This window comes from Paraburkholderia sp. CHISQ3 (assembly GCF_030464945.1).
Taxonomy (GTDB): domain Bacteria; phylum Pseudomonadota; class Gammaproteobacteria; order Burkholderiales; family Burkholderiaceae; genus Paraburkholderia; species Paraburkholderia megapolitana.
The window spans coordinates 100,018-125,971 of sequence record NZ_JALPRG010000015.1 but is presented as its reverse complement, the minus strand read 5'-3'; the positions used below and the strand labels follow the sequence as shown (position 1 = coordinate 125,971).

The following is a 25,954-nucleotide window of genomic DNA, read 5'->3' as shown; positions in this document are numbered from 1 at the left end:
GCGCACAGGAGCGACTCACCGCCTTGAAGACCTCTCAGCAGCATCTGGAATTCACCGCACCGCGCGACGACAACGCGCGGCTCGCCAATCTCTGCGGACCACTCGACGAGAACCTGCGGCAGATCGAGCAGGCGCTCGATGTGACGATCCAGCGTCGCGGCCACCGCATGACTATCCGCGGTCGCGGTGCGAAAGTCGCGCTGACGGCGCTCGAAGATTTCTACAGCAATGCGCACAAGCCGCTGTCCATCGACGACATCCAGCTCGCGCTGGTTGAAGCACGTCATCCCGCGAGCCGTGCGCCGGCGCATCGCCAGGGGCCCGCGCACAACGGTACCGATGCCGACGCACGCTTTCCCGGCGACCCCGATCATCCGTTCGACGAAGCACCGCGCAGCGGCGACGACGAGGATGGCGAGGATCTCGGTCCGAAGCTCTATACGCGGCGCGCCGACCTGCGCGGCCGCACACCGGTGCAGCGCGAATATCTGAAGCAGATCGTGTCGCACGATGTGACCTTCGGCATCGGGCCGGCGGGCACGGGCAAGACCTATCTCGCAGTGGCGTGCGCAGTCGATGCGCTCGAACGCGACCAGGTCAAGCGCATCGTGCTGACGCGCCCGGCCGTCGAAGCCGGCGAGCGGCTCGGCTTCCTGCCTGGCGACCTTGCACAGAAGGTCGATCCGTATCTGCGGCCGCTTTACGACGCGCTGTACGACCTGCTCGGTTTCGACAAGACCGCGAAGATGTTCGAGCGCCAGATGATCGAGATCGCGCCACTCGCGTACATGCGCGGCCGCACGCTGAACCATGCGTTCATCATCCTCGACGAAGCGCAGAACACGACGCCGGAACAAATGAAGATGTTCCTCACGCGGATCGGCTTCGGCTCGAAGGCGGTCGTGACCGGCGACACGACCCAGGTCGATCTGCCGCGCGGCCACAAGAGCGGGTTGATCGAAGCGCAGCAGGTGCTGTCGGAAGTGCGCGGCATTGCGATCACGCGCTTCACGAGTGCGGACGTGGTCCGGCATCCGCTCGTCGCGCGCATCGTCGAAGCGTACGACGCGCATTCGAAGAAAGACGACACCGGCAACGCGCGCTGAGGACGCCGAGGACCATGAGCCGCGTTCCGAAACTGACGCTGAACCTGCAGTTCCCCGCCGCGAAAGCGTGGCCGGAGCACAAGCAGTTGCTGCCGCGCGCGACCGTCGCGGGATGGCTGAAGCCTGCGCTGTTCGCGGACGCGGAACTGACGGTGCGCTTCGTCGATGCCGAAGAGGGCCGCACGCTGAACCGCACTTACCGCGGCAAGGATTACGCGACCAATGTGCTGACGTTTGCGTATGCGGAATCCGAGGACGATCCGGTTACCGGCGATCTGATCCTGTGCTGCCCGGTGGTCGAAAAAGAAGCCGCCGAGCAGAACAAGCCGCTCGCCGCGCACTACGCGCATCTGCTGGTGCATGGCGCGCTGCATGCGCAGGGCTACGATCACGAGATCGCGGAAGAAGCCGAAGAAATGGAAGCAATCGAAACCGAAATCCTCGCGGAACTGGGCTTTCCAGATCCTTACCGGCCGTGAACGCCCGCAACCCCGCTCCTGCCGCTTCCTCCAACGGTAGCGTCAACAACGAAAGCAGCACCGCGCTGCCGAGCCCCGGCTATCCGCCGATGCTCGGTGAATCGCGGCTGCTGACGGAAAGCGAACTGCGCGCGTCGCTGGACGCCACGCTGGCCAGCTGGGATCGCACGAGCGACCTGTGGCTGTTCGGCTATGGCTCGCTGATCTGGAATCCTGGCCTGCCCACCGTTGAATCGATGCGCTCGCGCGTGCACGGCTACCATCGCGGGCTGTACCTGTGGTCGCGGGTGAATCGCGGCACGCCGGAGCAACCTGGGCTCGTACTCGCACTCGATCGCGGCGGCTCGTGCAGCGGCATCGCGTTCCGGCTCGCCGCGGAAGGCGCGATGCCGCATCTCGAAGCGCTGTGGCGCCGCGAAATGGCGATGGGCTCGTACCGGCCCGCGTGGCTGCCGTGCGTACTCGCCGACGGCCGACGCATCGCCGCGCTCGCGTTCGTGATGCGCCGCGATGTAGTGACCTACACCGGCAAGCTGCCCGACGAGGTTGTGAAAACGGTGTTCGGTTGCGCAAACGGCCGCTATGGCACGACGCTCGACTACGTGAGCCGGACCGTCGCCGCGCTGCGCGAAAGCGGTATGCCGGATCGCGCACTCGAAGCGCTGCTCGCGCGCTGCCGTTAATGTGTCGCGCAGTGGCCGCGATTTTTCCCGAACACGCGTTTTTCGTTTCGATCGGTTAGGATGGCCCTAGCCCGCCTCGCACAGTGGTCCGCCAGTGTCCCCGAGACACGGTCGCGCCATGTGCGTGGTGTATCCTAAGTGCTCTGCAACAGCGCGCCCAGTCTGGCCGGGCGCATCACCATGAACGACACCTATCCCAGTCGACGCTCTACAGGCAAACCCCAGGAAAAGCGCTCGCTACTCGAGCGACTGACCGACTTCATCTCGCCCGAACCCGATTCTCGCGGCGAACTCCTCGAAATCCTCCAGGATGCGCATGAGCGCAATCTTATCGACGCGGACTCGCTGTCGATGATCGAGGGTGTCTTCCAGGTCTCCGAACTCTGCGCACGCGACATCATGATTCCGCGCGCGCAAATGGATGCGATCAATATCGCCGAGACCCCCGACGAATTCATGCCGTACGTGCTCGACAAGGCGCACTCGCGCTACCCGGTCTACGAAGGCAATCGCGACAACGTGATCGGCGTGCTGCTCGCCAAAGACCTGCTGCGTTACTACGCCGAAGAAGAATTCGACGTGCGCGGCATGTTGCGCCCGGCGGTGTTCATCCCCGAGTCGAAGCGCCTGAACGTGCTGCTGCACGACTTCCGCGTGAACCGCAATCACATCGCGATCGTCGTCGACGAGTACGGCGGCGTTGCCGGGCTCATTACGATCGAGGACGTGCTCGAGCAGATCGTCGGCGACATCGAGGACGAATACGACTTCGACGAGGAAAGCGGCAACATCATCGCGTCGCCGGACGGCCGGTTCCGCGTGCGTGCGCTCACCGAGATCGAACAGTTCAACGAGGCATTCGGTACGCACTATTCCGACGATGAAGTCGACACGATCGGCGGACTCGTCACGCATCATTTCGGCCGCGTGCCGCATCGGGGCGAGAAGGTTCGCCTCGACGACCTGATCTTCGAGATCCTGCGCGGCGATGCGCGTCAGATACACATGCTGCTCGTGCGTCGCGATCCGATGGCCGGTCAGCGCGAGCGCGACGCGCAGCACGTCCAGACCTGAGCCCGCCGTTCTCCCTTCACCTTTCCCGCCGACCGCGTAACGATGGCCGACCCGATCTCCTCCCGACTGCAGCCCGGCGTAACGCCTGCCGCAGCCACTGTTCCGGTCGGCAACGGCCGCACGCTGCCCCGCTCGCACTATCTGCTGGCCTTCTTCGCCGGCGCGGCGAACACGCTGTCGTTCGCGCCGACGCCGCACGGCGGCTGGCTCGAAATCGTGCTGTTCGTGTTCTTCTTCGCGTGGCTCACGCGGACGACCGGCTGGAAGAGCGCTGCGCTCACGGGCGGTGCATTCGGCTTCGGCAATTTCGTCACGGGCGTGTGGTGGCTGTACGTGAGCATGCACGTGTACGGCGGCATGTCGGCGGTGCTCGCGGGCGCCGCGGTTGCGCTGTTCTCGCTGTACCTCGCGTTGTATCCGGCGCTGGCTGCCGGTATCTGGTCGTTCTGCGCGGGGCACGCGCGCAACGGCGCACTCGCCTCACCCGACGACCGGCCGTTCGCGCCGACGTGGCATGGCGCATTTGCGTTCGCGAGCGCGTGGGCGATCGGGGAATGGCTGCGTGGCACGATCTTCACGGGTTTTCCGTGGCTCGCGAGCGGTTATCCGCAGGTCGATGGACCGCTTGCTGGATTTGCGCCGGTGGTGGGGGTGTATGGCGTCGGCTGGGTACTTGCGCTGATTGCCGCTTTGATCGTGCAAGCGTGGGTGCGAGCGCGTGAGCCGCGCGGTAGCGGCAGTAGCGGTAACAACAGCAACACCGGCAGCTCACGCACCGCGCGTATCGCCACGCCGGCAATCGTTGCGCTCGCACTGATCGCAGCGGGACCGCTGCTGCATCTCGTCGCGTGGACCACGCCGACGAATGCGCCGCTGAACGTGCGGCTCCTGCAAGGCAATGTGCCGCAGGACATGAAATTCGACGAAGCCGGTGTAGTCGGTGCGATCCGCGAGTTTCAGCGGATGATCACCGCGAAGCCCGCCGACCTCGTCGTCACGCCGGAAACCGCGATCCCCGTGCTCGTCCAGGATGTGCCCGAGGACTTCGGCGTCGCGGTGCGCAATTTCGCGGATTCGACTGACACGTCGATCGTGTTCGGCGCGATCGGCGGCAAGGTGACGCCGGACCGCCGGATCGTCGACTACACGAACAGCCTGTTCGGTATGACGCCGGGAACGCGTGACCTCTATCGCTACGACAAGCATCACCTGGTACCATTCGGCGAGTTCGTGCCCTGGGGCTTCCGCTGGTTCGTCCAGATGATGAACATCCCGCTCGGCGATTTCGATCGCGGGGCGCCGGTGCAAAAGCCGTTCATAGTCCACAACGAGGCCATCGCCGTCGATATCTGCTACGAGGATCTGTTCGGCGAGGAAATCGCGCGCACGGTGCGCGAGAACGCCACGCCGGTAAGCGTACTGATCAATTCGACGAATCTCGGCTGGTTCGGCAACACGATCGCACTCGACCAGCATCTGCAGATTGCGCGGATGCGTTCGCTGGAAACCGGCCGGCCGATGCTGCGCGCCACCAACACCGGCACCACCGCTGCCATCGATGCACACGGCAACGTGACCGGACGGTTGCGGCCGTTCACGATCGGCGCGCTCGACACGACCGTACAAGGCATGACCGGCAATACGCCCTACGTGACGAGCGGCAACAACACGGTGCTCGCCGTTTCGCTGATCCTGCTCGCATTCGGCTTCGCCTTTGGACCAGGGCGGCCGGGGCGCCGCGGCAACGCTCCCAAGAGCGAAAAAACCGCGACATCCACCGCCCCCGACGACAGCCGCAACACCTGAGCTCCGCAGAAAGTCTCAACGCACCGTCAATCCGGTAAAATTCAACGTTTTAGCACCTGGGCCGCGCCACCGGCCGGTTGCCGCCGGCTCGCGCCGCGCAGCAATCGCGCCGTGGGCGCGGTCTGCCTGAAAGGCACTTCATGCTCACGTTTCAGCAAATCATCCTGACGCTGCAATCCTACTGGGACAAGCAGGGCTGCGCGCTGCTCCAGCCAATCGACATGGAAGTCGGCGCGGGCACGTCCCACGTTCATACGTTCCTGCGAGCAATCGGCCCGGAACCGTGGCGAGCCGCCTATGTGCAGCCCTCGCGTCGTCCGAAGGACGGCCGCTATGGCGAGAACCCGAATCGTCTGCAGCACTACTACCAGTACCAGGCCGTGCTCAAGCCGGCGCCGGAAAACATTCTCGACCTGTATCTCGGCTCGCTGGAAGCACTCGGCCTCGACCTGCAGCAGAACGACGTGCGCTTCGTCGAGGACGACTGGGAAAATCCGACGCTCGGCGCATGGGGTCTCGGCTGGGAAGTGTGGCTGAACGGCATGGAAGTGACGCAGTTCACGTACTTCCAGCAAGTGGGCGGGCTCGACTGCAAACCGGTGCTCGGCGAAATCACGTACGGGCTCGAGCGTCTCGCGATGTATCTGCAGAAGGTCGACAACATCTATGACCTGACGTGGACCGAGTGGGAAGAGCAAGGCCCGAACGGCCCCGAGCTGCGCCGCCTCACTTACCGCGATGTGTATCACCAGAACGAAGTCGAGCAGTCCACGTACAACTTCGAGCACGCGAACGTCGATCTGCTGTTCACGTTCTTCAACAGCTACGAAGCGGAAGCGAAGCGCATGATCGAGGCGCAGATCGCGCTGCCGGCGTATGAACTCGTGCTGAAGGCCGGCCATACGTTCAACCTGCTCGATGCGCGCGGTGCGATTTCCGTGACCGAGCGCGCCGCGTATATCGGCCGCATCCGCGCGCTGTCGCGGCTCGTCGCGCAAGCGTATTACGACTCGCGCGAAAAGCTCGGCTTCCCGATGCTCGGCAATCCGGTGCACGCCGTACCCGGCCTCACCACCGACGAACAGGACGCCGCGATGCCCGCCTGGGCGCCGCCGCTCAAAGTCGAACGCAAGATCGATCCGGACTGACGAGACCTCGAAGAAATGACTCAAGCCCACCAAGCCACCCTGCTCGTCGAACTGCTCACGGAAGAACTGCCGCCGAAGGCGCTCGCGCGCCTCGGCGATGCATTCGCCGAAGGCATTGCGCAGCGCCTCGCGGCGCGCGACCTGATCGAAGGCGAGCCGTCGTTCGAACGCTATGCGACGCCGCGCCGGCTCGCCGTGATGATCCGCAACGTGCGCGCCGTCGCGCCTGAAAAGCACGTGCGCGAAAAAGTGCTGCCGGTATCGGTTGCGCTCGACGCCGAAGGCAAGCCCACCGCGCCGCTCGCGAAGAAGCTCGCCGCACTCGGTTTTCCAGATTTCTCGGTGAGCGATCTCGAACGTGCCTCGGACGGTAAGGCCGATGCGTTCTTCCTGCGCTACGCCGCACCCGGCGCGACGCTAGCCGAAGGTCTGCAGGCCGCGCTCGACGATCTGCTGGCGCCGTCGAAGCTGCCGATCCCGAAGGTCATGACGTATCAGCGCCCGGACGGCACCAACATCCAGTTCGTGCGCCCCGTGCAACGGCTCACCGTCCTGCACGGCGAGCGCATCGTGCCGGTCAGCGCATTCGGCATCGATGCCGACGACACGACGCTCGGCCATCGCTTCCTGTCCGAAGGCTTCATCGCCATCCAGCATGCCGATAGCTACGCACAGACGCTGCGCGAAAAAGGCCATGTGGTCGCGAGCTTCGTCGAGCGCAAGGAAACGATCCGCACGCAGTTGCTCGCGCAGGCCGACGGCGATCAGGTCGTGATGCCCGAGGCGCTGCTCGATGAAGTGACGTCGCTGGTCGAATGGCCGGCCGTGTATGCGTGCACGTTCGAAGAAGAATATCTGCAGGTACCGCAGGAATGTCTGATTCTCACGATGCAGACGAACCAGAAGTACTTCGCGCTCACCGATGCAGCAAGCAAGCTGCGTCCGCGCTTCCTGATCGTGTCGAACATCGAGACGAAGACGCCTGGCGAGATCATCGAAGGCAATGAGCGGGTCGTGCGTCCGCGTCTTGCCGATGCGAAATTCTTCTTCGAACAGGACAAGAAGAAGCCGCTCGCCGAGCGCGTGCCGCAACTCGCCAACGTCGTCTATCACAACAAGCTTGGCTCGACGCTGCAGCGGGTTGAGCGCGTCGAGGCGCTGGCCGGTGAGATCGCTGCGCTGGCAGGCGCCGACGTGACACTGGCAAAGCGCGCCGCATACCTCGCAAAGGCGGACCTGATCACCGACATGGTCGGCGAGTTCCCCGAGCTGCAAGGCACGATGGGTACGTACTACGCACGCCACGACGGCGAGCCCGAAGAAGTCGCACTGGCCTGCTCGGAACACTATCAGCCGCGTTTTTCCGGCGATGCGCTGCCGGCCACGGCGACGGGCACGGTCGTCGCGCTCGCGGACAAACTCGAAACGCTGGTCGGCATCTGGGGTATCGGCCTGCAACCAACCGGTGAAAAAGATCCGTTCGCGCTGCGCCGTCACGCGCTTGGTGTGCTGCGTATCCTCGTCGAGAAACAGTTGCCGGTCGACCTCGTCGAACTGCTGCGTGCCGCACATGCGCAGTTCGCCGCGGTGCCGAACGTCGCCGATGCGACGACCGCGATCTATGAGTTCTGTCTCGATCGTCTGCGTGGCCTGCTGCGCGAACGCGGCTTCGCAGCCGCCGAAATCGATGCGGTGCTAGCGCTGAATCCGACCCGTTTCGACGACCTCGTCGCGCGCCTCGAGGCCGTACGCGAGTTTGCGTTGCTTGCGGAATCTGGCTCGCTGGCCGCCGCGAACAAGCGCATCTCGAACATCTTGAAGAAGTCCGACGCGTCGACCTCGGGTGGCGTGCAAACCGCATTGCTCACCGAAACCGCCGAAAAAGCGCTGTACGCCCAGCTCGAACAGGTTGCACCGCGCGTGCAGTCGCAGCTTGCACAACGCGACTACACCGGCGCGCTATCCGCGCTGGCCGCGTTGCGCGAACCGGTCGATACGTTCTTCAACGACGTGATGGTTAACGCAGAAGACCCGGCGTTGCGCGCAAATCGTCTGGCCCTGCTCGGCGCGCTGCATCAGCAGATGAACTGCGTCGCCGACATTTCGCGGCTTGCCGCCTGAGCGGGCACCATGGGGACTTCCACCAGAAAACTCGTGGTACTCGACCGGGACGGTGTGATCAACGTCGACTCGGATGCGTTCATCAAGTCGCCCGATGAATGGATCGCGCTGCCCGGTGCATTCGAAGCGATCGCCCGGCTCAATCAGGCCGGCTATCGCGTCGCCGTGGCGACGAACCAGTCGGGTATCGGCCGGGGTCTGTTCGACATGAACGCGCTCAACGCGATGCACGTGAAGATGCACCGGGCGGCCGCAGCCGTCGGCGGACGCATCGACGCCGTGTTCTTCTGCCCGCATACGGCGCAGGACCACTGCGAGTGCCGCAAGCCGAAGCCCGGCATGCTGAAGATGGCTGTCGAACGTTTCGATGTCGACGCAACGCAAACGCCGGTGGTCGGCGATGCGCTGCGCGACCTGCAAGCCGGCGCCGCACTCGGCATGAAGCTGCATCTGGTGCTGACGGGCAAGGGTCGCAAGACACTCGCCGCGGGCGGCCTGCCCGACGGCACGACCGTACACGAAGACCTGCGCGCATTCGCGCTCGACTTTCTCTCCGAAGAACACGAGTGAGCGGCACGCCGCACGTCACTCCTACTGACCGATCACGCCGATGCGCTTTCTCCGTTCACTGCTGCTGCTGGTCTACCTGATCGTCTACACGCCGCCGTACGCGATCTCCTGCTTCATCGCGTTTCCGTTCCTGCGCGCCGACAGGCGCTACTGGATGGTGACGGGCTGGTGCAGATCGACGGTGTTCGTCGCGCGCTGGCTGGTCGGCATCCGTTACCGCATTGAGGGCTTCGAGAATTTGCCCGCCGGGCCCGCCGTGCTGCTGTCGAAGCACCAGTCCGCCTGGGAGACGCTTGCGTTCCCCGCCCTGATGCCGCGTCCGCTCTGCTACGTGTTCAAGCGCGAACTGCTGTATGTGCCGTTCTTCGGCTGGACGCTCGGCATGCTGAAGATGGTCCACATCGATCGCAAGGAAGGCAAGAATGCTTTCGATTCGGTGACGCGACAAGGCAAGGCGCGCATGGAAGAAGGCGCATGGGTCATCATGTTTCCCGAAGGCACGCGCACGCCGACCGGCAAGCAGGGCAAGTACAAGACCGGCGGCGCGCGCTTCGCGATCGCGACCGGCGCACCGGTTGTGCCGATCGCCCACAACGCGGGACGTGTGTGGCCCCGCAACTCGTTTTTAAAATATCCGGGTATAGTCACGGTGTCGATCGGCAAGCCGATGGACACAACGGGGCTCACGCCCGACGAAGTGAACACGCGCGTCGAAACGTGGATCGAAGCTGAAATGCGCCGCATCGATCCCGAAGCGTACCGCGCTGCGGACAGCACGCCCGCCGCCGCCCAAATCTGACGCGCCCACGCCTGACGGGCGTTTTTTGCGCGAAACCGGATCCGATGCAGAAGTCCTCACCACCGCAGCCCGCTGCGGCGCTCGATAGCCGGCAACTCGATCTGCCGCTCTTCAACGAGCCCGGCATCGCGCCGCCGTCCGCGCCACAGAAGCCCACGGTGCTACGCGCACCGGACGGCACGAAACTGCGCAGCCTGACACTCGGTGCGCAGACGCTCCACTACCTGCTCAAACGTTCGGCACGTCGCTCGATCGGTTTTGCTATCGACGGTACGGGTCTCACGATCACCGCGCCGCGCTGGGTGACGATCGCCGATATCGAAACGGCAATTGCCGAAAAGCAGCGGTGGATTTTCGCGAAGCTCACTGAATGGCAGACGCGTGTCGAACAGCGCGCGTTGCCGCGCATCGACTGGAAAGAGGGTGCTGAATTGCCCTACCTTGGGCAGCCGGTGCGCGTCGCACTCGGTGCGCCGAATCTCGCGTTCGATGCGCCGTCCGCGACGCTGGGTTTGCCGTTGTCGCCGCATGCCGAGCAGCAGCAGATCAAGGACCGTGTGCAGGGCTGGTTGCAGGGCGAAGCGAAGCGCATCTTCGGTGAACGACTCGACGTGTACGCGCAGAAACTCGGCGTCGACTATCGCGCGTATGCGTTGTCGTCGGCGGCGACGCGCTGGGGTAGCTGTTCGAGCGACGGCAAGATTCGCCTGAACTGGCGGCTCATTCACTTTCCGCTATCGATCATCGACTACGTCGTCGCGCACGAACTCGCGCATCTGCGCGAGATGAATCACAGTCCGCGTTTCTGGCAGACCGTCGAATCGATTTTTCCGGAGTTCCGCGAAGCGCGGCAGACGTTGAAGCATCATCCGCCGGAGTTGCTGCCGACGCTCTAGCATCGCGTTGCGTTGCGGTTGCGGCGCATGTGCCTCGCAGCGGTGCCTTTACATCGCTATGCCGTTACGTCGTTATGCCGCCGTCGTGAATGTTTCGTGCAGACGGCGCCAGCGCACGTGGCGCTGTGCATCTACCTCGAATACCGCTGTGGAGCGGCGCACATTGCTGCCGACGCTGCTCGTCTGATGTTCGGTGTAACCGAGCACCGCGCCAGTCGGCCAGGATGCGATGACGGCGATATCGTCGATGGCGATCGTGCAACCGGGCCGCGCACCGTGCGCGCCGCCGAACAACTGCGCGAGACCAGCACGATCAAGCGCCGCGCCTGCGGTTGTTACCAGCGTGAAATCGGCGGCGAAGTGCGCCATGATTTCGTCGAGCGCATCGGCGCTGATCGTGCCGTCGAACCACGCGGCGATCTGCACATGGATCGATTGAAGCTCTTCGATGCAGGGTGCCGCGTCGGCATACGTTTCAGCCGCTGTCATTGCGTCTTCTTCTGGATGAACTCGATCTTGTAGCCGTCCGGATCCGTAACGAACGCGATCACGGTCGTGCCGAGCTTCATCGGTCCCGCTTCGCGTACCACCGTGCCGCCCTGCGCCTTGATGCGGTCGCACGCCGCGTACGCGTCTTCGACCTCGACCGCGAGATGCCCGAAGCCGCTACCCAGATCGTAGGACTCCGTGTCCCAGTTGTGCGTGAGTTCGAGCACCGTACCGTCGCGCTCGTCCGTATAGCCGACAAAAGCGAGCGTGAACTTGCCTTCCGGGTAATCCTGACGGCGCAGCAGCTTCATGCCGAGCAACTCGGTGTAGAACTTGATCGAACGGTCGAGGTTGCCGACCCGGAGCATGGTGTGTAGCAGGCGCATGATGTACTCCCTGTTGCTGGATATCGAGGACGTAAATGTACCCGGAAACGCGGGTCGTTGCTCACGGGCGAGCTGTTCCGCCGAGGCAGCTTTCGTGCTTCGCGACGCAGCTGGCGGCAGTTCGTAAAGCAGTGGATGCACACGTACGCGACGAGGTCATCGCAGCGCCCAGCGGTCCGGTTTGATATCGTACGAGGAAGCTGGGGCACAACGGAGACAAACGCGTACAGGACCCGGCTCGACGTACCCGGCACCCGGCTCGTGCTACCGGCCGTCACTCCCTGCGCGCGGCTTCCCATCCGATGACCTGTCCTTCCCTTCCCCCGGCGATAACACGATGAGCACCGCAACGATATCCACACGCCGCGCGCCCGACAGCTTCGCCGTGATCCTGATGGTCGTGCTGTGCGCGATCTGGGGTCTGCAGCAAGTGGCGATCAAGAGTACGAATACCGCGCTCGCGCCGTTATTCCAGGCTGGTCTGCGCTCGGCGATCGCAACGCTGCTCGTGTGGGGCTGGGCACGCGCCCGTGGCACGCCGCTTTTTCGCGCGGACGGCACGCTCGGCGCAGGGCTGCTCGCGGGCCTGCTGTTCGCCGCCGAGTTCGTTTGCATCTTCCTCGGTCTCACGCTGACAAGCGCGTCACGCATGGCCGTATTTCTCTACACCGCGCCCTGCTTCACGGCGCTCGGCCTGCACGCGTTCGTTGCGGGCGAGCGGATGCGACGGATCCAGTGGATCGGCATCGCCGTGGCGTTCGCGGGGATGGCGCTTGCGTTCGCCGACGGTTTCACACGCGCGGTTCCCGGGCACAGCGGGTCGGCAGTGACAGGCGTGATCGGCGATGCGCTTGGCGTGCTCGCGGGCATCGCGTGGGCCGCGACGACGGTGGTCGTGCGTGCGACGCGCCTCGCGCAATCGAGTGCGAGCAAGACGCTGTTCTATCAGCTGGCGGTATCGGCGGTTGTGCTGCTCGCCCTAGCGTTCGCATTGGGCGAAGCCCACATCGACACGATCACGCCGCTGGCCACGATCAGCCTCGCGTATCAGGCGGTGATCGTCGCGTTCGTCAGCTACCTGGTGTGGTTCTGGCTGCTGACGCGCTACACGGCGTCGAGGTTGTCGGTGTTTTCGTTTCTCACGCCGCTATTCGGCGTGACCTTCGGCGTGCTGCTGCTCGGCGAGTCGTTCAGCGCGCGCTTTCTGGTAGCGGCTTTGCTGGTGCTGGGCGGTATCGTGCTGGTCAACGCGCCGACGCCATCGGGCGAGCGGCGCGGCGCTTGAGTCTTACTTCCTGGCCGAGGCGGCCACGGCCTGCGCGAGGCGCACGTACTCGTCGACGGGTACGTCTTCCGCCCGGCGTTGCAGATCGAACGCGAGCGCGTCGAAATCCACCGTGTTGCGAAATGCCGCGAGCGTGTTGCGCAGCATCTTGCGGCGCTGCGAGAACGCCACGGTGACCACTTCGCCGAGCACGTGCGTGTCGACGGCGGCCAGTTCGTGCGGTGCGTACGGAATCATCCGGACGATCGCCGAGTCGACCTTCGGCGGCGGCTGGAACGATTCGGGCGGCACATCCAGCAGCTTGTCGATCACATAGCGGTACTGCAGCATCACGGACAGCCGGCTGAATGCCTTGCTACCCGGTTCCGCGACCATCCGCTCGACGACCTCGTTCTGCAGCATGAAGTGTTGATCGATGACGCGCGGCGCGAATGCGGTGAGATGGAACAGCAGCGGGCTCGAAATGTTGTACGGCAGATTGCCGACAATCCGCAGCACCGGTTCTTCACCGGCACCGGCAAGCGCACCGAAGTCGAACGCGAGCGCATCGCCCGCATGCAGCTCGAGCAGCTCGCCGAATTTCTTTTGCAGCCGCCCGATCAGATCGCGATCGAGTTCGACCGCATGCAACGGCGCTTCGGGTGTGGCGAGGCGTTCGATCAACGGCCCGGTCAGCGCACCGAGCCCCGGTCCGATTTCGACCATGCGTTCGCCGCGCTTTGGGCGGATCAGGTCGACGATCGAATCGATCACGCCCATGTCGACCAGAAAATTCTGCCCGAAGCGTTTGCGCGCGAAATGGCCTTGATGCTGTCGGCTGGTGGACATCGAAGATCGAAGAAAAGATTAAAAAGAGATCAGATGGCGCGGCGATGGCGCGCCATCGAAACGGCGGTGTCGATCGCAGCGATCAGGCTACCGCCATCGGCGCGGCCGGTGCCGGCCAGATCGAGTGCGGTGCCGTGGTCGACCGACGTGCGGATGATGGGCAGACCCAGCGTTACGTTGATGCCTTCGCCGAAGGTCGCGTACTTGAGTACCGGTAACCCCTGGTCGTGGAACATCGCGAGCACGCAATCGGCGTCGCTCAGATAGCGCGGCTGGAACAGCGTGTCGGCGGGATACGGGCCGCGTGCGTCGATGCCTTCGTCGTTCGCGCGCTTTAACGCCGGCGCGATCACGTCGATTTCTTCGCGGCCCAGATAACCGTTCTCGCCTGCATGTGGATTGAGCCCGGTCACGAGGATGCGCGGCGCGGGCAGCCCGAGATGCCGGCGCAGATCGCGATGGACGATGCGCAGTGTGCCGAGCAGGCCATCGATCGTCAATGCCGCGGGCACGTCCTTGAGCGCGAGATGCGTGGTGGCAAGCGCGACACGCAGCGGCCGCTGGCCGGTACCGGCCAGCATCATCACGACCTGCGGCGTATGGGTGCGCTCCGCCAGATATTCGGTGTGGCCGGTGAACGGCACACCGGCATCGTTGATCGTGCTTTTCTGCAGCGGCGCGGTGACGATCGCGTCGTACGTGCCGGCAAGTGCGCCGTCGATCGCTGCATCGAGCAAGCCAAGCACGTAGCGGCCGTTCGCCACGTCGAGCTTGCCGGCCTGCGAAGGCACGCCGAGCGGACGATGTTCGGCAGTCACGCGATCGGCCGGCAATGCCGCCCAATCGACCCCTACGGCCTTCGCGCGCTCTTCGAGCAGCCCCACATCGCCGAGTACGGTGAAGCGCGCATCGGGCCAATGCGCGGCTGCAGCCGCCATCGCCAGCACGGTCAGCTCCGGACCGACGCCGGCAGGCTCGCCGGTCGTGATCGCGATGTGCAGCGGTGCGGGTGACGACGGAGCAGCGTTCATGACGGTTATTGGGTTATTGCGGCGGCGTACCGGGCGCCGTACCAACCTTGTAGTCGACGTACGCGGTGTCGCGCAGCTGACGCAGCCAGTCCGCATACGCCTGTTCGGCCTTGCGCTGACCGATCGCCTGACGGGCGAGGTCCATCTGCTGCGAGACCGAGCCTTCCGCGTCGCGGCGGCCGAGCACCTGGATCAGGTGGTAGCCGTATTCGCTGCGCACCGGGTCGCTGACCTGGTTGTCCTGCAGGCTGTTCATCGCGCGCTCGAACTCAGGTACGGTTTCGCCCGGGCTGATCCAGCCGAGATCGCCGCCTTGCGACGCCGAGCCGTCCTGCGAGTAGGTCCGCGCGAACTTCGCGAAGTCGCCGCCCTGGGCAATCTGCTGCTTGATGTCGAGCAGCCGCTGGCGCGCCGCCGGCTCCGACATGCCGTCGCCGACGCGCAGCAGGATGTGCCGCACGTGCGTCTGCACGAGCTTCGGTGCATCGGCCGAGGACGTACCCTGCCCCGTCCGACGATCGACGAGACGGACGATTTCAAAGCCGTCGCCGGTGCGGATCACGTCCGGATTGACCTGCCCCGGACGCAGCGACGAAGCCGCCTTGACGAAATCGGCGGGCAGCTTGGACGGCGGCTGGTAGCCCGTGTCGCCACCCTTCGACGCATCGGCAGCCTGCGAATTGGCCTTGGCGAGCTTCCCGAAGTTGCTGCCGGGGGCAGTCGCTTCTTTCAGCAGCGCCTGGGCTTTCTGCTGGGCCGCTTCGATGTCGGTTTGCGACGCGTTGAGCGGCGCCTTCAGCAGGATGTGCTCGAAGCGCAGGTCGCTCGTCAGCCCGGCGTTCGGTCCGCGCTGGCTCGCGATGTAGTTCGCGACTTCCGCATCCGACACGACGACCTTGCTGTCCACTTCCTTCTCGCGCAGGCGCGAGAGGATCAGTTCGGTGCGGGCGTCGCTCGTGAAGGTCGACCAGGGCACGCCCTGAGCCTCGATCTTCGAGCGGTAGACATCGAGCGTCAGGTTGTTCGCCTGCGCGAGCCGTTCCAGCGTGCGCTGCACGGCCGTGTCGTCGACGGCGATGCCGTCTTCGCGGGCCTTCTGCAGCTGGATGCGCTCGAGCACCATCTGGTTCAGCACCTGCTGACGCAACTGGTCGATCGGCGGAACCGGCGCGCCCTGCTGGTTCAGGCGGCGTGTGATCAGGCCCATGCGCTGATCGAGCTCGCGCTGGGTGATGACACCGTCGTTGACGACGGCGGCGATCATGTCGACGGTCTGACCGTTGTCTACCGGGCGCAAGGCTTGCGCCTGCGCCGGCACGGCCGACAGGAAAGACGCGGCGGCAACCAGTCCGGCCGCGAGCGATGCCAAGCGAAGCTTTTTCATGATTCCCACAGATACTCCAATGATGCCGGGCGCGCCCTCGCCCGTCTTTGCTCGTTTGTCGATGATCGGGCGACCGTCAATCGTAATTCGTGAAACGTGCTTCGGGCGGCGGCGGCGGTGGCAGCGGTGTGTACCCCGGTACGCCTGCGCGGAACGAGGTGATCAGTCCGTTGTCGATGCTGCTCAGGCCTTTGAACGTAATCTGCGCAAGAAACCGCGTACCCTGGGTCGGCTGCCCCGCCGAGTTCACCGCATCCGCATAGCGCTGGATGCCGAGGCCAAGCGTCCAGCAGTCCGCGTCGTATTGCATGCCGAGCAGGCTGTCCACCAGCGCGTGTCCGGCCAGATCGTAATTGATCCGCGCCACCCCATACACATGGTGCGTCAGCGGCCACTGCGCGGACACGGTGATCTGCCGGATCGGCACGTTGTTCAGCGTGGTTTCGGCACGCGTGTAACGATACGAAAGGTTGATTACCTTGCCCGCGTCCGGACTGAAACCAAACCCGGCGCTGGCCTGCACGAGCTGATTGTTGTCCGCATTATATTGGACGGCGGTTTCCGACTGAAAACCGGCGCCGAGTTTCAACGCCGCCCCGGCGATCAGGTCCGAGTGCGTGGCCTGCGCAGGCGTCTGCGTCGGCAACAGCGTGACGCGCTGGTCCTGGAAATAATATTGCTGGGCCAGCACGAAACGCGCGCGTTCGTCGCCGGTTGCCGCATCGATAAAGCGCGTCGTGATCGCAGCCGTCAGACGATTCGCGTCGGCAATGCGGTCGTTGCCGACGAACGTGTTCGGCGTGAAGATTTCCGCGAGTCCGAAATCGGCATCCGCGGTATCGAACAACGGCGCAAAGTTCTGGTTGCGGTACGGCGTGTAGACGTAATACAGACGCGGCTCGAGCGTCTGGATGTAGTCGTGGCCGAACAGGCGCACCGAGCGGTCGAAAATCAGGCCCGTGTCGAACGAAAGCGTCGGGATCGACTCGGTGAAGTTCTTCGGCTGCCCCGGTATCGGCGCCTGGCCGGCAATCGAGTTGCCGATGTTGCTCAGGTCGTACGACGCGAAGTGATACTGGATCTTCGGCGTAACGAAGTAGCCCGGCCCGACGATCGAATACGACAGGTACGGGTTGAACATCAACCGGTCGCCCTGGGTCGTATCCGCCGTGGTGATGCGGAAGCGCGAGTAATCGGCTTCGGCGCCGAAGTCGAAACCGCCGGCGTTGTACTTCGTGTACTTCACGTTCAACTGCGGCTCGCGCCCGTACGGCGCCACCGACGGCGTCAGCGTCTGCCAGTGCTGCTCGCGCGCGAGCACCGACCACGGGCCATTGGTATAGGTCAGCCCGGCTTCCTGCTGATACAGCAGCTGCGTACCGTTGAGAATCTGCGACGTAACCGAGCCGAGATCTTCCGGGAAGCTGTTGTCCGAGACCTTGTCGTAGTGGATGTAGCCACCGAACCCGTTCCCGAAGTTCTGGTTGTGCTGGATGGACAGCGAGTAGCGATCGGTCTTGGTAATCGCATCGTGCGGCAGGAACTGCCCCGTGATCGAGCCGGAATAGGTCGGCGACAGATAGCGGAACGATGCGTCCGTCATCAGCCCGCGCCGCGAGATGATGTCCGGCGTCAGCGTCAGGTCGCGGTTCGGTGCGATGTTGAAGTAATACGGCACCGACAGCTCGAACCCGTTGGTCCCGCCAAACGAGTACGTGGGCGGCAGAAAACCGCTGCGGCGTGCGCCCGAAAGCGGGAACGACAGCCACGGGCTGCCGAACACCGGCACGCCCTGGAAAAACAGCACGCCGTTGTGCGCGACGCCTTCATCGGCGCCGGTGTCGAAGTCGAACTCGGTGCCCTTGATGTACCACGCGGGGTTCGTTTCGCACTGGCACGCGGTGTACGTGCCGCTCTTGAATACCGAGCGTTCGCTGTCGAGCATGTCGACCCGTTGCGCACTGCCCGAGCCGCCCGTCGCATTGAAGTGGTACTTCGGCACGGGCATGTAGCCCTCGTTCGACTCGACCCTCATGTGCGCTTCCGGCCCGACGAACGATACGCCGTTGCTCACGACATGCACCTTGCCGTAGGCATCGGCCATGTCGGTGTCTTCGTCGTAATGCAACGCGTCGGCCTTGATCACCGCGGTGTTGCGGCGGATCTCCGCTGCGCCCTTGGCGGCCATGTCCTGGTCGGAGGTACCGGTCGTGGTGTCGCCGAGCACGAAGGTGGCGGGCTTCTGCCCGCTTTCCAGCTGATGCTCTTCGAGTTGCGGGGCGAGCCGCAGACCCCACGGTGCATCGAGCGGCTGCGCCTGGGCAGCTTCGCCCGCCAGCTGGGCGTGCGCAAGCGCGGGCATGAGGCCCGGCACGGCGATCAACGCCGCGACGAGTCGCCGTCTGCGCGGCAGGGCGTCAGCTCTGGGAGTGCTTGGGAAAAGCTGTCTAGGCGGCATGTATGGTTTGGCGAATCGGTCCAGCCGTCAGCTTCCGCGTCACGATTGGCCGCCGGCGCAATCGAACCGTAACAGTCGGAAAGCACACAGATTATTACCACCAGTCGGATGATGGGCGGGCAGTCGAACGTCCAGGCAAAGCCGACGCGAGCCGCGTCAAAAAAGTCGTGGGGTATTATATGGCAAGACGGTTGCCACCCCGATTTCTCCCCCGGTTTTCATGACGCAGAACGCTGCTCCCTCCTCTTCCGACGCCCCCGACACCCGCCTCGAGCAACTACGCACGTGGTTGCGCAGCCACGGCGAGCGCTACGGCCTCGATCTTGCCACGCTGGTTCCCGCCTCCGCCGATGCGAGTTTTCGCCGCTATTTCCGGCTGACCGGCACGACTGGCGAAGGCACAGCGGCCACGACGCTGATCGCCGTCGATGCCCCGCCGCCGGAAAAATGTCGCGAGTTCGTGCAGGTGGCGGGTCTGCTGGAGGCCGCCGGCGTCCATGTACCGCGCGTACTCGAAAGCGACTTCGAGGCGGGTTTCATGCTCGTCACCGACCTCGGTACCGAGCCCTACCTGCGCGCGTTCAACGACGGCAATGCCCGTCCGTTGATGCGCGATGCGCTCGACACTCTGATCCGCTGGCAGCTTGCGTCGCGTGAAGACGTGCTGCCGCCGTTCGATGAAGCATTCCTGCGCCGCGAGATGGAGTTGATGCCGGAGTGGTTCGTCGGCCGGCATCTGGGCCGCGAAGTCGACGACGCGATGCGCGGTGTGCTCGACCGTACGTTCGCGCTGCTGGTTGCAAGCGCGCGGGCGCAGCCGCAGGTGTTCATGCTGCGCGATTTCATGCCGCGCAACCTGATGGTCGCGAGTCCGAACCCGGGCGTGCTCGACTTCCAGGACGCGGTGTACGGCCCGATCACCTACGACGTCGCGTCGTTGCTGCGCGATGCGTTTCTGAGCTGGGACGAAGCCTTCGAACTCGACTGCTTCGCGTACTACTGGGAACGCGCGAAGAAAGCGGGCCTGCCCGTCGATGCCGATTTCGGCGAGTTCTACCGGCAGCTCGAGTGGATGGGTTTGCAGCGGCACATCAAGGTGCTGGGGCTGTTCTGCCGGATTTACTACCGCGACGGCAAGTCTCACTACCTGCCGGACCTGCCGCGCTTCATCGGCTATGCGCGCAAGGTCGCCGAACGCTATCGGCCGCTCGGGCCGTTCGCGAAGCTGCTCGATGAACTCGAAGGCCGTGCCGACGAAGTCGGCTATACGTTCTGACCGGCTGCCCCGTCGATGACCTCTGCTCTGACTACCGCGATGATCTTCGCCGCCGGGCGCGGCGACCGGATGCGCCCGCTTACCGATAGCCGCCCGAAGCCGCTGCTCGAAGCCGGCGGCAAGCCGTTGATCGTGTGGCAGATCGAGCGACTTGCGGGCGCCGGCTTTAAGACCGTCGTGATCAATCATGCGTGGCTCGGTGAGCAGATCGAAGCGGCACTCGGTGACGGTTCGCGTTGGGGGATCGAGTTGCGCTATTCCGCTGAGTCGACTGCGCTCGAAACTGCCGGGGGTATCGCTCAGGCGCTGCCGCTGCTCGTGGAGGATGGGGAAGAGCGCGTGTTTGTTGCGATCGCCGGCGACGTCTATGCGGATTTCGATTACGCGTCGCTACGTGTACATGCGCCGCGGCTCGCGGCATTGCCGGAGCCGGGCATGCATCTCGTGATGGTGCCGAACCCGCCGTTTCATCCTGCCGGAGACTTTGGGCTTGCCGACGACGGTGTGCTGTCGCTCGACGGGATACCGCGTTATACGTTCGGCAGCATCGGTTTGTACGACACGCGTATGTTTCGCGATCTAGCGCCTGGTACCCGGCGCGCGCTCACGCCGTACTACCACGAGACGATCTCGCAGCAGCGTGCGAGCGGCGAACTGTATGAAGGATTGTGGGAGAACGTCGGCACGCCGGCGCAGCTGGATGTGCTTGATCGGCATTTGCGCGGGCGGCGTTAGCGGTTGCCCGGCTCATTCACAACGCTCGTCCCCACCCACCTCACTCACGTCACGCTTCCCCACCATTCACAGCCGCTGCCTCGGCCGCCTCATCCGGCAGCGCCGCGCGTTGCTGCTGCAACGCCCACATCTGCGCGAAGAGCCCATCCGCCCGCAACAATTCCGCGTGCGTGCCGCGCTCGACGATCCGCCCGCGATCCATCACGATGATCTGCTCGGCGTGCACCACCGTCGATAGCCGGTGCGCGATGATCAGCGTCGTGCGCTCACGCGCGATCTGATCGAGTTCATGCTGGATCGCGCGTTCCGAACGCGAATCGAGCGCCGAAGTCGCTTCGTCGAACAACAGGATGGGCGGATTCTTCAATATCGTGCGCGCAATCGCCACACGCTGTTTCTCGCCACCGGAGAGTTTCAAGCCACGCTCGCCGACCGGCGTGTCGTAACCGGCCGGCAGCGTCTCGATGAAGTCGTGAATATGCGCCGCGCGCGCCGCCGCGATCACTTCATCGCGCGTCGCCTCGGGTCGGCCGTAGGCGATGTTGTAGTAGATCGTGTCGTTGAACAGCACTGTGTCCTGCGGCACGATACCGATCGACGCGCGCAGCGAATCCTGCGTGACGTCGCGGATATCCTGACCGTCGATCGTAATCGCACCGCCCGTCGCGCGGTCCAGATCGTAGAAGCGGAACATCAGCCGCGCGAGCGTCGACTTGCCGGAGCCGCTATGACCGACGACCGCCGTCGTCGTGCCCGCTGGAATCGTGAAGCTCACGTCGTGCAGGATCTGCCGGGCCGGCTCGTAAGCGAAATTGACATGCTCGAATCGCACCTGCGCGCCGCGCACGGCGAGCGCCGGCGCATCGGGTGCGTCGGGGACTTCGCGTGCCGCACCGAGCAGCGAGAACATGCGGTCCATGTCGGTCAGACTCTGCTTCAGTTCGCGATAGATCACGCCGAGAAAATTCAGCGGGATGTACAGCTGCAGCATGAAGGTATTGATCAGCACGAGATCGCCGAGCGTGAGGCGCCCTGCCATCACGCCCTCGGTCGCGCGCCACAGGATGAACACGAGCCCGGTGCCGATGATCGCCTGTTGACCGAAGTTCAAGGCAGAGAGCGAGTTCTGCGAGCGGATCGCCGCCGTGCGATAGCGCTTGAGGTTCTCGTCGTAGCGCTGCGCTTCCCACTCTTCGTTGCCGAAGTACTTGACCGTTTCGTAGTTGAGCAGCGAGTCGATCGCCCGCGAGTTAGCGCGCGAATCGAGTTCGTTCATCGTGCGACGGAAATGCGTGCGCCACTCGGTCACCTTGACCGTGAACACGATGTACACGGCGAGCGCGATGAACGTGACGATTGCGTAGTACGCCTCGTACTTGACGACGAAAAAACCGAGTACGAGGCTGACTTCGACGAGCGTCGGAAGGATGCTGTATAGCGAATAGGAAATGAGTTGCGTGATGCCGCGCGTACCGCGTTCGATATCGCGCGACATGCCGCCCGTTTGCCGGTCCAGATGGAACCGCAGCGACAGCGCATGCAGATGCCTGAACACTTTTAGCGCGAGCTGCCGCACGGCGCTTTCGGTGACTTTCGAAAAGAGAATTTCGCGCAGCTCGGTGAAGAGCGACGTGGACAGCCGCACGATCGCATAGGCGACCACCAGCAGCCCGACCCCGCTCAACAGCACGATGCCCGGCGCGTGCTGTGCGCGACCGAGCGCCGTGAGATGCTGCACCGATGCAAGACCGTCGACGATCCGCTTCATCACGATCGGCACACCGAGATTCGCCACCTTCGCGCCGATCAGACAGCTGAGCGCGACGATTACGCGCCACTTGTAGGTCGCGAGATACGGCATCAGCGAGAGGATCGTCTGCCAGTCGTTGCGTGACGAGGACGAGATCGGCACAGGATCGGAAGGAGCGGCGGAACGGCGCATGAGATGGGCTTGGGGCGGACGGGTGTATGTGGATTTGGGCGGATTCTGGTCGGAAAATGCGGTGCCGGCGTGCAGCCGGGGGTTTTTGGCCGGTCTGCCCGGCCCGCCGCTTTCCCGTACAATTCCTGATCGCTGTTATTGTCGCAGAAGCCGGCTGGCGCCGCTTTTCACGAGCCGGCCGGACGCCGGGGCTTAGCGTTATCTGCCGTTGTCGTGGAATCGCCGCCTGTCGGCCGCGCCTGACCGGCCCTGCTTAAACCATCTGACAAGGGTGCCCGATGACCACTCCCGCCAATCCGATGCAACTCCCGCAAAAATCCTGCGCGCTGCGCGTCGTTCCTCAACCGTCGGATGCGAACGTCCATGGCGACGTGTTCGGCGGCTGGATCATGGCGCAGGTCGACATCGCCGGATCGATTCCCTCTAGCCGCCGCGCGAACGGCCGCGTCGCGACGATCGCGGTGAATTCGTTTGTGTTCAAGCAACCGGTGTTCGTCGGCGATCTGCTGAGTTTTTACGCCGACATCGTGAAGACCGGCAAGACCTCGATCACCGTCGAAGTCGAAGTGTACGCACAGCGTTTGAGCCTCGCGCAGGAAGTCGTCAAGGTGACCGAAGCGACGCTGACGTATGTCGCCACCGGCAGCGACCGGCGCCCGCGTCTTTTGCCTGCGCTTGAGTGACCCAGACAAACGCTAGAAACCAGCGCTATCGACCCGCAAGACCGAACTCCCTCATCGCGGGCACGAAATCGTGATTGCTCTCCGGCTTGCGCGACAGCTTGGCAAGCACATAACGTCTGAACGGATCGAGTTGTGCCCACTGCTCAGGCGTCGGCGCGGGTAGCCCGGCGAGACCTGCCTGCCTTGCGACGCCGTCCGGCACGGCGTCCGTGCGGGTCCAGCCGGGCGCATCTTCAGGTGTGAACCACTCGGGCTCGACATTCGCGTGCGTGCGCAGCATTTCGAACAGCGCATGATCGAAATTCGGCTCGATCGAGGTGTCGTCGTTGACTGGGAAACGCGCCAGCAGCTTACGGTCCTCGTGCGGCAGCAACTGCCATTGAGCGAGCGAGATACGCAGCCCGAAGCGGTCGAGATTGAAGCGCACGACCATTGGAATGAAGGTGAGATTCTCCGACGATTGCGTTTCGAAGTCGAACAGAAGAGGTGCTTCGTTGAGTCCCATGGCAGTACCCTCGTTGGCAGCGGACGACGCGCGATGCCCGCTTGAGGTATTTTAGAACCTTATTTTGATCCTTTTTTGATCCTGATTCATGCAACACGACCGCGCCGCAACACGGTGGCGCGCGTCAGGGCGTCGAATCAAGGACGTAAGGAGAACACGCTTGAACCCACTGGAAGGCGCCGAACAACCGGGCGCCGTCGCGCAGCAGGTGCGCCGGCAGCGAGGCAGCACGAGCGAGGCGCTGACCGACCAGGTCGGTCAGGAATGGCCGGTCGCGCTGGTGTTCAACGGCATTTCGCATGCGGTGATGATGTGCACGCCGCGCGACCTCGAAGCGTTCGCGGTCGGCTTTTCGATTTCGGAAGGGATCGTCGCGCGCAGCAGCGACATTCAGGACATCGAGGTGGAATTGCATGATGGCGATCTGCCGCATGCCGAGATCCAGCTGACTGTCGTGCAGCAAGCGTTCGCCGCACTGAAGGAACGACGGCGCGCTCTCGCGGGACGCACGGGCTGCGGCGTGTGCGGAGTCGAAAGCATCGACCTGCTCGATCTGCAACCCGACCGCGTGCCCGACACAGGCTTCCTGCAACGACTTGCACCGGACGCGATCGCCCGTGCCGCACGCGATCTGCCTGCGCACCAGGCGCTCACGCGTTTGACGGGCGGCCTGCACGCAGCCGCGTGGTGCGACGCATCAGGTGCGATCCGCTATGCCTTCGAAGATGTCGGCCGCCACAATGCGCTCGATAAGCTGATCGGTCAGCTCGTCCTGGACCGCGCCGACACACAGGACGGTTTCGTTTTTCTGTCGAGCCGGGCGAGTTACGAACTGGTGCGCAAGGCGGCGCGTGTCGGCATACCGATGGTGGCAACGATTTCGGCGCCGTCTTCGCTGGCGATCACGATTGCGCAGCGGGCCGGGGTGCGGCTTGTGAGTTTTTGTCGCGAGACGAGTTACGTCGACTACGGGACGGTTTGATGAATTTCGTCGGGTGGGCACATCAATCGTGCCCATCCGCTGCATCCGTCAATCGAACTGACGAAAATCCGGTTTGCGCTTTTCGAAAAACGCCTTGAATGCTTCGCGCGCTTCGGGAGCGAGCAACATCTTGCTGAAGTGCATGCCTTCTTCCGACATCTGCGCGCGCAGTTCGTGCTGACTCGCGCGCTTCATCAGCGACTTCGTCACACGTAGCGATGACGCCGGTAGTGCTGCCAGCTTTTCCGCTTGAGCGAAAGCAAACGCATCGACTTCGGCGGCGGGCAACAGCCGGTTGACAAAGCCCATACGTTGCGCTTCGTGCGCATCGAAGGGCTCACCGAGCAGCAGCTTTTCGGCTGCACCCTGATAACCGGCGACACGCTGCAAGAGCAACGTAGATGCCGCTTCCGGACACAGACCGAGCTGCGCGAACGGCAGCGAGAAGTTTGCCGACTCGGCCGCATAGACGAGATCGCAATGGAGCAGCAGCGTCGTACCGATCCCGACTGCGGTGCCAGCAACAGACGCGACGATTGGTTTTTCCGCCGAGCTGATTGCGCGCAGGAACTGGAACACAGGCGCTTCTTCACCGACTGGCGGCGCCTTCATGAAGTCTTCGAGATCGTTGCCGGCGCTGAAGATGCCGGGGCTACCGCGAAACAGGATGGCTCGCACAGAAGTATCGGCTTGCGCGTCGACGAGAGCGTCGGCCATGGTCTGGTACATCGCCGCCGTGATTGCGTTTTTCTTTTCCGGGCGGTTGAGCGTGATAGTCATCACACCGTTCGTGCGTTCAGTCTTGATTTCCACGTCGTATCTCCTGTTCGCTTCGCTCATGCTGGTTGCTGGCTGCTGTTTGCCTGTGCAGGCGGCATTGATTTAGCGCCTCGCGGCGCAGGCGTTGCCCCTGTGCGGGGCGGCACTTACTTTCTTTGCCGCGGCAAAGAAAGTAAGCAAAGAAAGCCGCTCGACACGATAGCGGGTCATTTCCATGTGTGACCTTCGTGGTCCGCACCTAAGTGTCGCCCTCGCGCTGAAACGGTAGTGGTCCGAGACGAGATCACGGCTCGCACCTTTGGCGGTAGTGACAAGGCATTCATCCGTTCCGGCGACCTTCGCCGCCGATGGGCATAACCCTCTTCGCTCAACGCGCTGTGCCTGTTCGACCTCAGCCTTTCTCTTTGCCCTTCAACTTGCCTCTTTGACTTGCCGCCAACTACCTGTTCAGGCTTCCGTCTCAAACTGTCTCTCAACGTTTGCCTTCGGCCTGACGTCCCGCTGTCCT

General features: G+C 63.9%; 24 protein-coding genes. 15 read left to right on the top strand and 9 right to left on the bottom strand.

Annotation, left to right across the window (positions count from 1 at the left end; translation table 11 throughout):
• Positions 1–23 precede the first annotated feature (23 nt).
• The 10 genes from M0D65_RS29575 to M0D65_RS29530 all read left to right on the top strand — a co-directional run bounded on the left by M0D65_RS29575 (position 24) and on the right by M0D65_RS29530 (position 10,682).
• Positions 24–1,106, top strand: coding sequence for a PhoH family protein (locus tag M0D65_RS29575; RefSeq protein WP_266255684.1), 1,083 nt, complete (start codon positions 24–26; stop codon positions 1,104–1,106).
• Positions 1,107–1,120: 14 nt separating this feature from the next.
• A complete protein-coding gene (gene ybeY / locus M0D65_RS29570; RefSeq protein WP_266255683.1) occupies positions 1,121–1,585 on the top strand; it encodes an rRNA maturation RNase YbeY in 465 nt (154 codons plus the stop codon).
• 89 nt (positions 1,586–1,674) lie between these two features.
• Positions 1,675–2,268 carry a gamma-glutamylcyclotransferase gene (locus M0D65_RS29565; RefSeq protein ID WP_091011618.1) on the top strand — a complete coding sequence of 198 codons (594 nt, stop codon included), beginning with the start codon at positions 1,675–1,677 and terminating at the stop codon, positions 2,266–2,268.
• A 180-nt stretch (positions 2,269–2,448) separates the two neighbouring features.
• On the top strand, positions 2,449–3,342 hold the full coding sequence (locus M0D65_RS29560) for an HlyC/CorC family transporter (protein WP_091011617.1): 894 nt from the start codon (positions 2,449–2,451) through the stop codon (positions 3,340–3,342).
• Positions 3,343–3,384: 42 nt separating this feature from the next.
• Complete coding sequence (lnt, locus tag M0D65_RS29555; RefSeq protein WP_266255682.1) at positions 3,385–5,148, top strand: apolipoprotein N-acyltransferase; 1,764 nt, start codon at positions 3,385–3,387, stop codon at positions 5,146–5,148.
• 140 nt (positions 5,149–5,288) lie between these two features.
• The gene (glyQ, locus tag M0D65_RS29550) at positions 5,289–6,296 is read left to right on the top strand and encodes a glycine--tRNA ligase subunit alpha (protein WP_091011049.1); all 1,008 of its coding nucleotides are present in this window, start codon (positions 5,289–5,291) and stop codon (positions 6,294–6,296) included.
• 15 nt (positions 6,297–6,311) lie between these two features.
• Entirely contained in the window at positions 6,312–8,417 is a 2,106-nt protein-coding gene (gene glyS, locus M0D65_RS29545; protein ID WP_266255681.1) for a glycine--tRNA ligase subunit beta, read from the top strand.
• A 9-nt stretch (positions 8,418–8,426) separates the two neighbouring features.
• A complete protein-coding gene (gene gmhB, locus M0D65_RS29540) occupies positions 8,427–8,987 on the top strand; it encodes a D-glycero-beta-D-manno-heptose 1,7-bisphosphate 7-phosphatase (RefSeq protein ID WP_091011047.1) in 561 nt (186 codons plus the stop codon).
• 40 nt (positions 8,988–9,027) lie between these two features.
• Positions 9,028–9,786, top strand: a complete 759-nt coding sequence (locus tag M0D65_RS29535) for a 1-acyl-sn-glycerol-3-phosphate acyltransferase (protein ID WP_091011046.1) — start codon at positions 9,028–9,030, stop codon at positions 9,784–9,786.
• Between the two features lie 44 nt (positions 9,787–9,830).
• Positions 9,831–10,682, top strand: a complete 852-nt coding sequence (locus M0D65_RS29530) for a M48 family metallopeptidase (RefSeq protein ID WP_266255680.1) — start codon at positions 9,831–9,833, stop codon at positions 10,680–10,682.
• Positions 10,683–10,754: 72 nt separating this feature from the next.
• Here M0D65_RS29530 and M0D65_RS29525 read toward each other — a convergent pair whose 3' ends face one another.
• Both M0D65_RS29525 and gloA read right to left on the bottom strand, forming a co-directional pair.
• Positions 10,755–11,171 (bottom strand): hypothetical protein, encoded by a 417-nt coding sequence (locus M0D65_RS29525; RefSeq protein WP_266255679.1) that lies wholly within the window; start codon positions 11,169–11,171, stop codon positions 10,755–10,757.
• Entirely contained in the window at positions 11,168–11,557 is a 390-nt protein-coding gene (gene gloA / locus M0D65_RS29520; protein WP_091011043.1) for a lactoylglutathione lyase, read from the bottom strand. The genes M0D65_RS29525 and gloA overlap by 4 nt, the downstream gene beginning before the upstream one ends.
• Positions 11,558–11,894: 337 nt before the next feature.
• Here gloA and M0D65_RS29515 point away from each other — a divergent pair, with 337 nt between their 5' ends.
• A complete protein-coding gene (locus tag M0D65_RS29515; RefSeq protein WP_266255678.1) occupies positions 11,895–12,842 on the top strand; it encodes a DMT family transporter in 948 nt (315 codons plus the stop codon).
• A gap of 3 nt (positions 12,843–12,845) precedes the next feature.
• Here M0D65_RS29515 and rsmA read toward each other — a convergent pair whose 3' ends face one another.
• The 4 genes from rsmA to M0D65_RS29495 form a co-directional block, all read right to left on the bottom strand.
• Entirely contained in the window at positions 12,846–13,670 is an 825-nt protein-coding gene (gene rsmA, locus M0D65_RS29510; protein WP_266255677.1) for a 16S rRNA (adenine(1518)-N(6)/adenine(1519)-N(6))-dimethyltransferase RsmA, read from the bottom strand.
• Between the two features lie 29 nt (positions 13,671–13,699).
• The gene (gene pdxA, locus M0D65_RS29505; RefSeq protein ID WP_266255676.1) at positions 13,700–14,701 is read right to left on the bottom strand and encodes a 4-hydroxythreonine-4-phosphate dehydrogenase PdxA; all 1,002 of its coding nucleotides are present in this window, start codon (positions 14,699–14,701) and stop codon (positions 13,700–13,702) included.
• Positions 14,702–14,714: 13 nt separating this feature from the next.
• A complete protein-coding gene (locus tag M0D65_RS29500) occupies positions 14,715–16,094 on the bottom strand; it encodes a peptidylprolyl isomerase (protein ID WP_266255675.1) in 1,380 nt (459 codons plus the stop codon).
• 67 nt (positions 16,095–16,161) lie between these two features.
• Complete coding sequence (locus M0D65_RS29495; RefSeq protein WP_266255674.1) at positions 16,162–18,543, bottom strand: LPS-assembly protein LptD; 2,382 nt, start codon at positions 18,541–18,543, stop codon at positions 16,162–16,164.
• A 220-nt stretch (positions 18,544–18,763) separates the two neighbouring features.
• Here M0D65_RS29495 and M0D65_RS29490 point away from each other — a divergent pair, with 220 nt between their 5' ends.
• Complete coding sequence (locus M0D65_RS29490) at positions 18,764–19,819, top strand: aminoglycoside phosphotransferase family protein (RefSeq protein ID WP_266255673.1); 1,056 nt, start codon at positions 18,764–18,766, stop codon at positions 19,817–19,819.
• Between the two features lie 15 nt (positions 19,820–19,834).
• Positions 19,835–20,554, top strand: a complete 720-nt coding sequence (gene murU / locus M0D65_RS29485) for an N-acetylmuramate alpha-1-phosphate uridylyltransferase MurU (RefSeq protein ID WP_266255672.1) — start codon at positions 19,835–19,837, stop codon at positions 20,552–20,554.
• A gap of 49 nt (positions 20,555–20,603) precedes the next feature.
• Here the strand turns inward: murU and M0D65_RS29480 are convergent, their stop codons facing one another.
• Complete coding sequence (locus M0D65_RS29480) at positions 20,604–22,496, bottom strand: ABC transporter ATP-binding protein/permease (RefSeq protein ID WP_266255671.1); 1,893 nt, start codon at positions 22,494–22,496, stop codon at positions 20,604–20,606.
• A gap of 278 nt (positions 22,497–22,774) precedes the next feature.
• Between M0D65_RS29480 and M0D65_RS29475 the strand changes: the two genes are divergently transcribed.
• Positions 22,775–23,179 carry an acyl-CoA thioesterase gene (locus tag M0D65_RS29475; RefSeq protein ID WP_091011034.1) on the top strand — a complete coding sequence of 135 codons (405 nt, stop codon included), beginning with the start codon at positions 22,775–22,777 and terminating at the stop codon, positions 23,177–23,179.
• Between the two features lie 25 nt (positions 23,180–23,204).
• Here the strand turns inward: M0D65_RS29475 and M0D65_RS29470 are convergent, their stop codons facing one another.
• Positions 23,205–23,684 (bottom strand): nitrate reductase associated protein, encoded by a 480-nt coding sequence (locus M0D65_RS29470; RefSeq protein WP_266255670.1) that lies wholly within the window; start codon positions 23,682–23,684, stop codon positions 23,205–23,207.
• Between the two features lie 160 nt (positions 23,685–23,844).
• Between M0D65_RS29470 and fdhD the strand changes: the two genes are divergently transcribed.
• Positions 23,845–24,666 (top strand): formate dehydrogenase accessory sulfurtransferase FdhD, encoded by an 822-nt coding sequence (fdhD, locus tag M0D65_RS29465; protein ID WP_266255669.1) that lies wholly within the window; start codon positions 23,845–23,847, stop codon positions 24,664–24,666.
• A 48-nt stretch (positions 24,667–24,714) separates the two neighbouring features.
• On the opposite strand, the gene M0D65_RS29460 is transcribed toward fdhD, so the two are convergent.
• Positions 24,715–25,506: an enoyl-CoA hydratase gene (locus M0D65_RS29460; protein WP_266255667.1), complete on the bottom strand. Its 792-nt coding sequence runs from the start codon at positions 25,504–25,506 to the stop codon at positions 24,715–24,717.
• Between the last annotated feature and the right edge of the window lie 448 nt (positions 25,507–25,954).

Coding starts and splice junctions, on each gene's coding strand:
- M0D65_RS29535 (WP_091011046.1), top strand. CDS start 9,028: ATGCGCTTTCTCCGTTCACTGCTGCTGCTGGTCTACCTGATCGTCTAC.
- rsmA (WP_266255677.1), bottom strand. CDS start 13,670: ATGTCCACCAGCCGACAGCATCAAGGCCATTTCGCGCGCAAACGCTTC.
- M0D65_RS29475 (WP_091011034.1), top strand. CDS start 22,775: ATGACCACTCCCGCCAATCCGATGCAACTCCCGCAAAAATCCTGCGCG.
- M0D65_RS29530 (WP_266255680.1), top strand. CDS start 9,831: ATGCAGAAGTCCTCACCACCGCAGCCCGCTGCGGCGCTCGATAGCCGG.
- M0D65_RS29495 (WP_266255674.1), bottom strand. CDS start 18,543: ATGCCGCCTAGACAGCTTTTCCCAAGCACTCCCAGAGCTGACGCCCTG.
- M0D65_RS29515 (WP_266255678.1), top strand. CDS start 11,895: ATGAGCACCGCAACGATATCCACACGCCGCGCGCCCGACAGCTTCGCC.
- ybeY (WP_266255683.1), top strand. CDS start 1,121: ATGAGCCGCGTTCCGAAACTGACGCTGAACCTGCAGTTCCCCGCCGCG.
- glyQ (WP_091011049.1), top strand. CDS start 5,289: ATGCTCACGTTTCAGCAAATCATCCTGACGCTGCAATCCTACTGGGAC.
- pdxA (WP_266255676.1), bottom strand. CDS start 14,701: ATGAACGCTGCTCCGTCGTCACCCGCACCGCTGCACATCGCGATCACG.
- glyS (WP_266255681.1), top strand. CDS start 6,312: ATGACTCAAGCCCACCAAGCCACCCTGCTCGTCGAACTGCTCACGGAA.
- lnt (WP_266255682.1), top strand. CDS start 3,385: ATGGCCGACCCGATCTCCTCCCGACTGCAGCCCGGCGTAACGCCTGCC.
- M0D65_RS29460 (WP_266255667.1), bottom strand. CDS start 25,506: ATGAGCGAAGCGAACAGGAGATACGACGTGGAAATCAAGACTGAACGC.
- M0D65_RS29525 (WP_266255679.1), bottom strand. CDS start 11,171: ATGACAGCGGCTGAAACGTATGCCGACGCGGCACCCTGCATCGAAGAG.
- M0D65_RS29565 (WP_091011618.1), top strand. CDS start 1,675: ATGCTCGGTGAATCGCGGCTGCTGACGGAAAGCGAACTGCGCGCGTCG.
- gloA (WP_091011043.1), bottom strand. CDS start 11,557: ATGCGCCTGCTACACACCATGCTCCGGGTCGGCAACCTCGACCGTTCG.
- M0D65_RS29470 (WP_266255670.1), bottom strand. CDS start 23,684: ATGGGACTCAACGAAGCACCTCTTCTGTTCGACTTCGAAACGCAATCG.
- murU (WP_266255672.1), top strand. CDS start 19,835: ATGACCTCTGCTCTGACTACCGCGATGATCTTCGCCGCCGGGCGCGGC.
- M0D65_RS29560 (WP_091011617.1), top strand. CDS start 2,449: ATGAACGACACCTATCCCAGTCGACGCTCTACAGGCAAACCCCAGGAA.
- gmhB (WP_091011047.1), top strand. CDS start 8,427: ATGGGGACTTCCACCAGAAAACTCGTGGTACTCGACCGGGACGGTGTG.
- M0D65_RS29480 (WP_266255671.1), bottom strand. CDS start 22,496: ATGCGCCGTTCCGCCGCTCCTTCCGATCCTGTGCCGATCTCGTCCTCG.
- M0D65_RS29490 (WP_266255673.1), top strand. CDS start 18,764: ATGACGCAGAACGCTGCTCCCTCCTCTTCCGACGCCCCCGACACCCGC.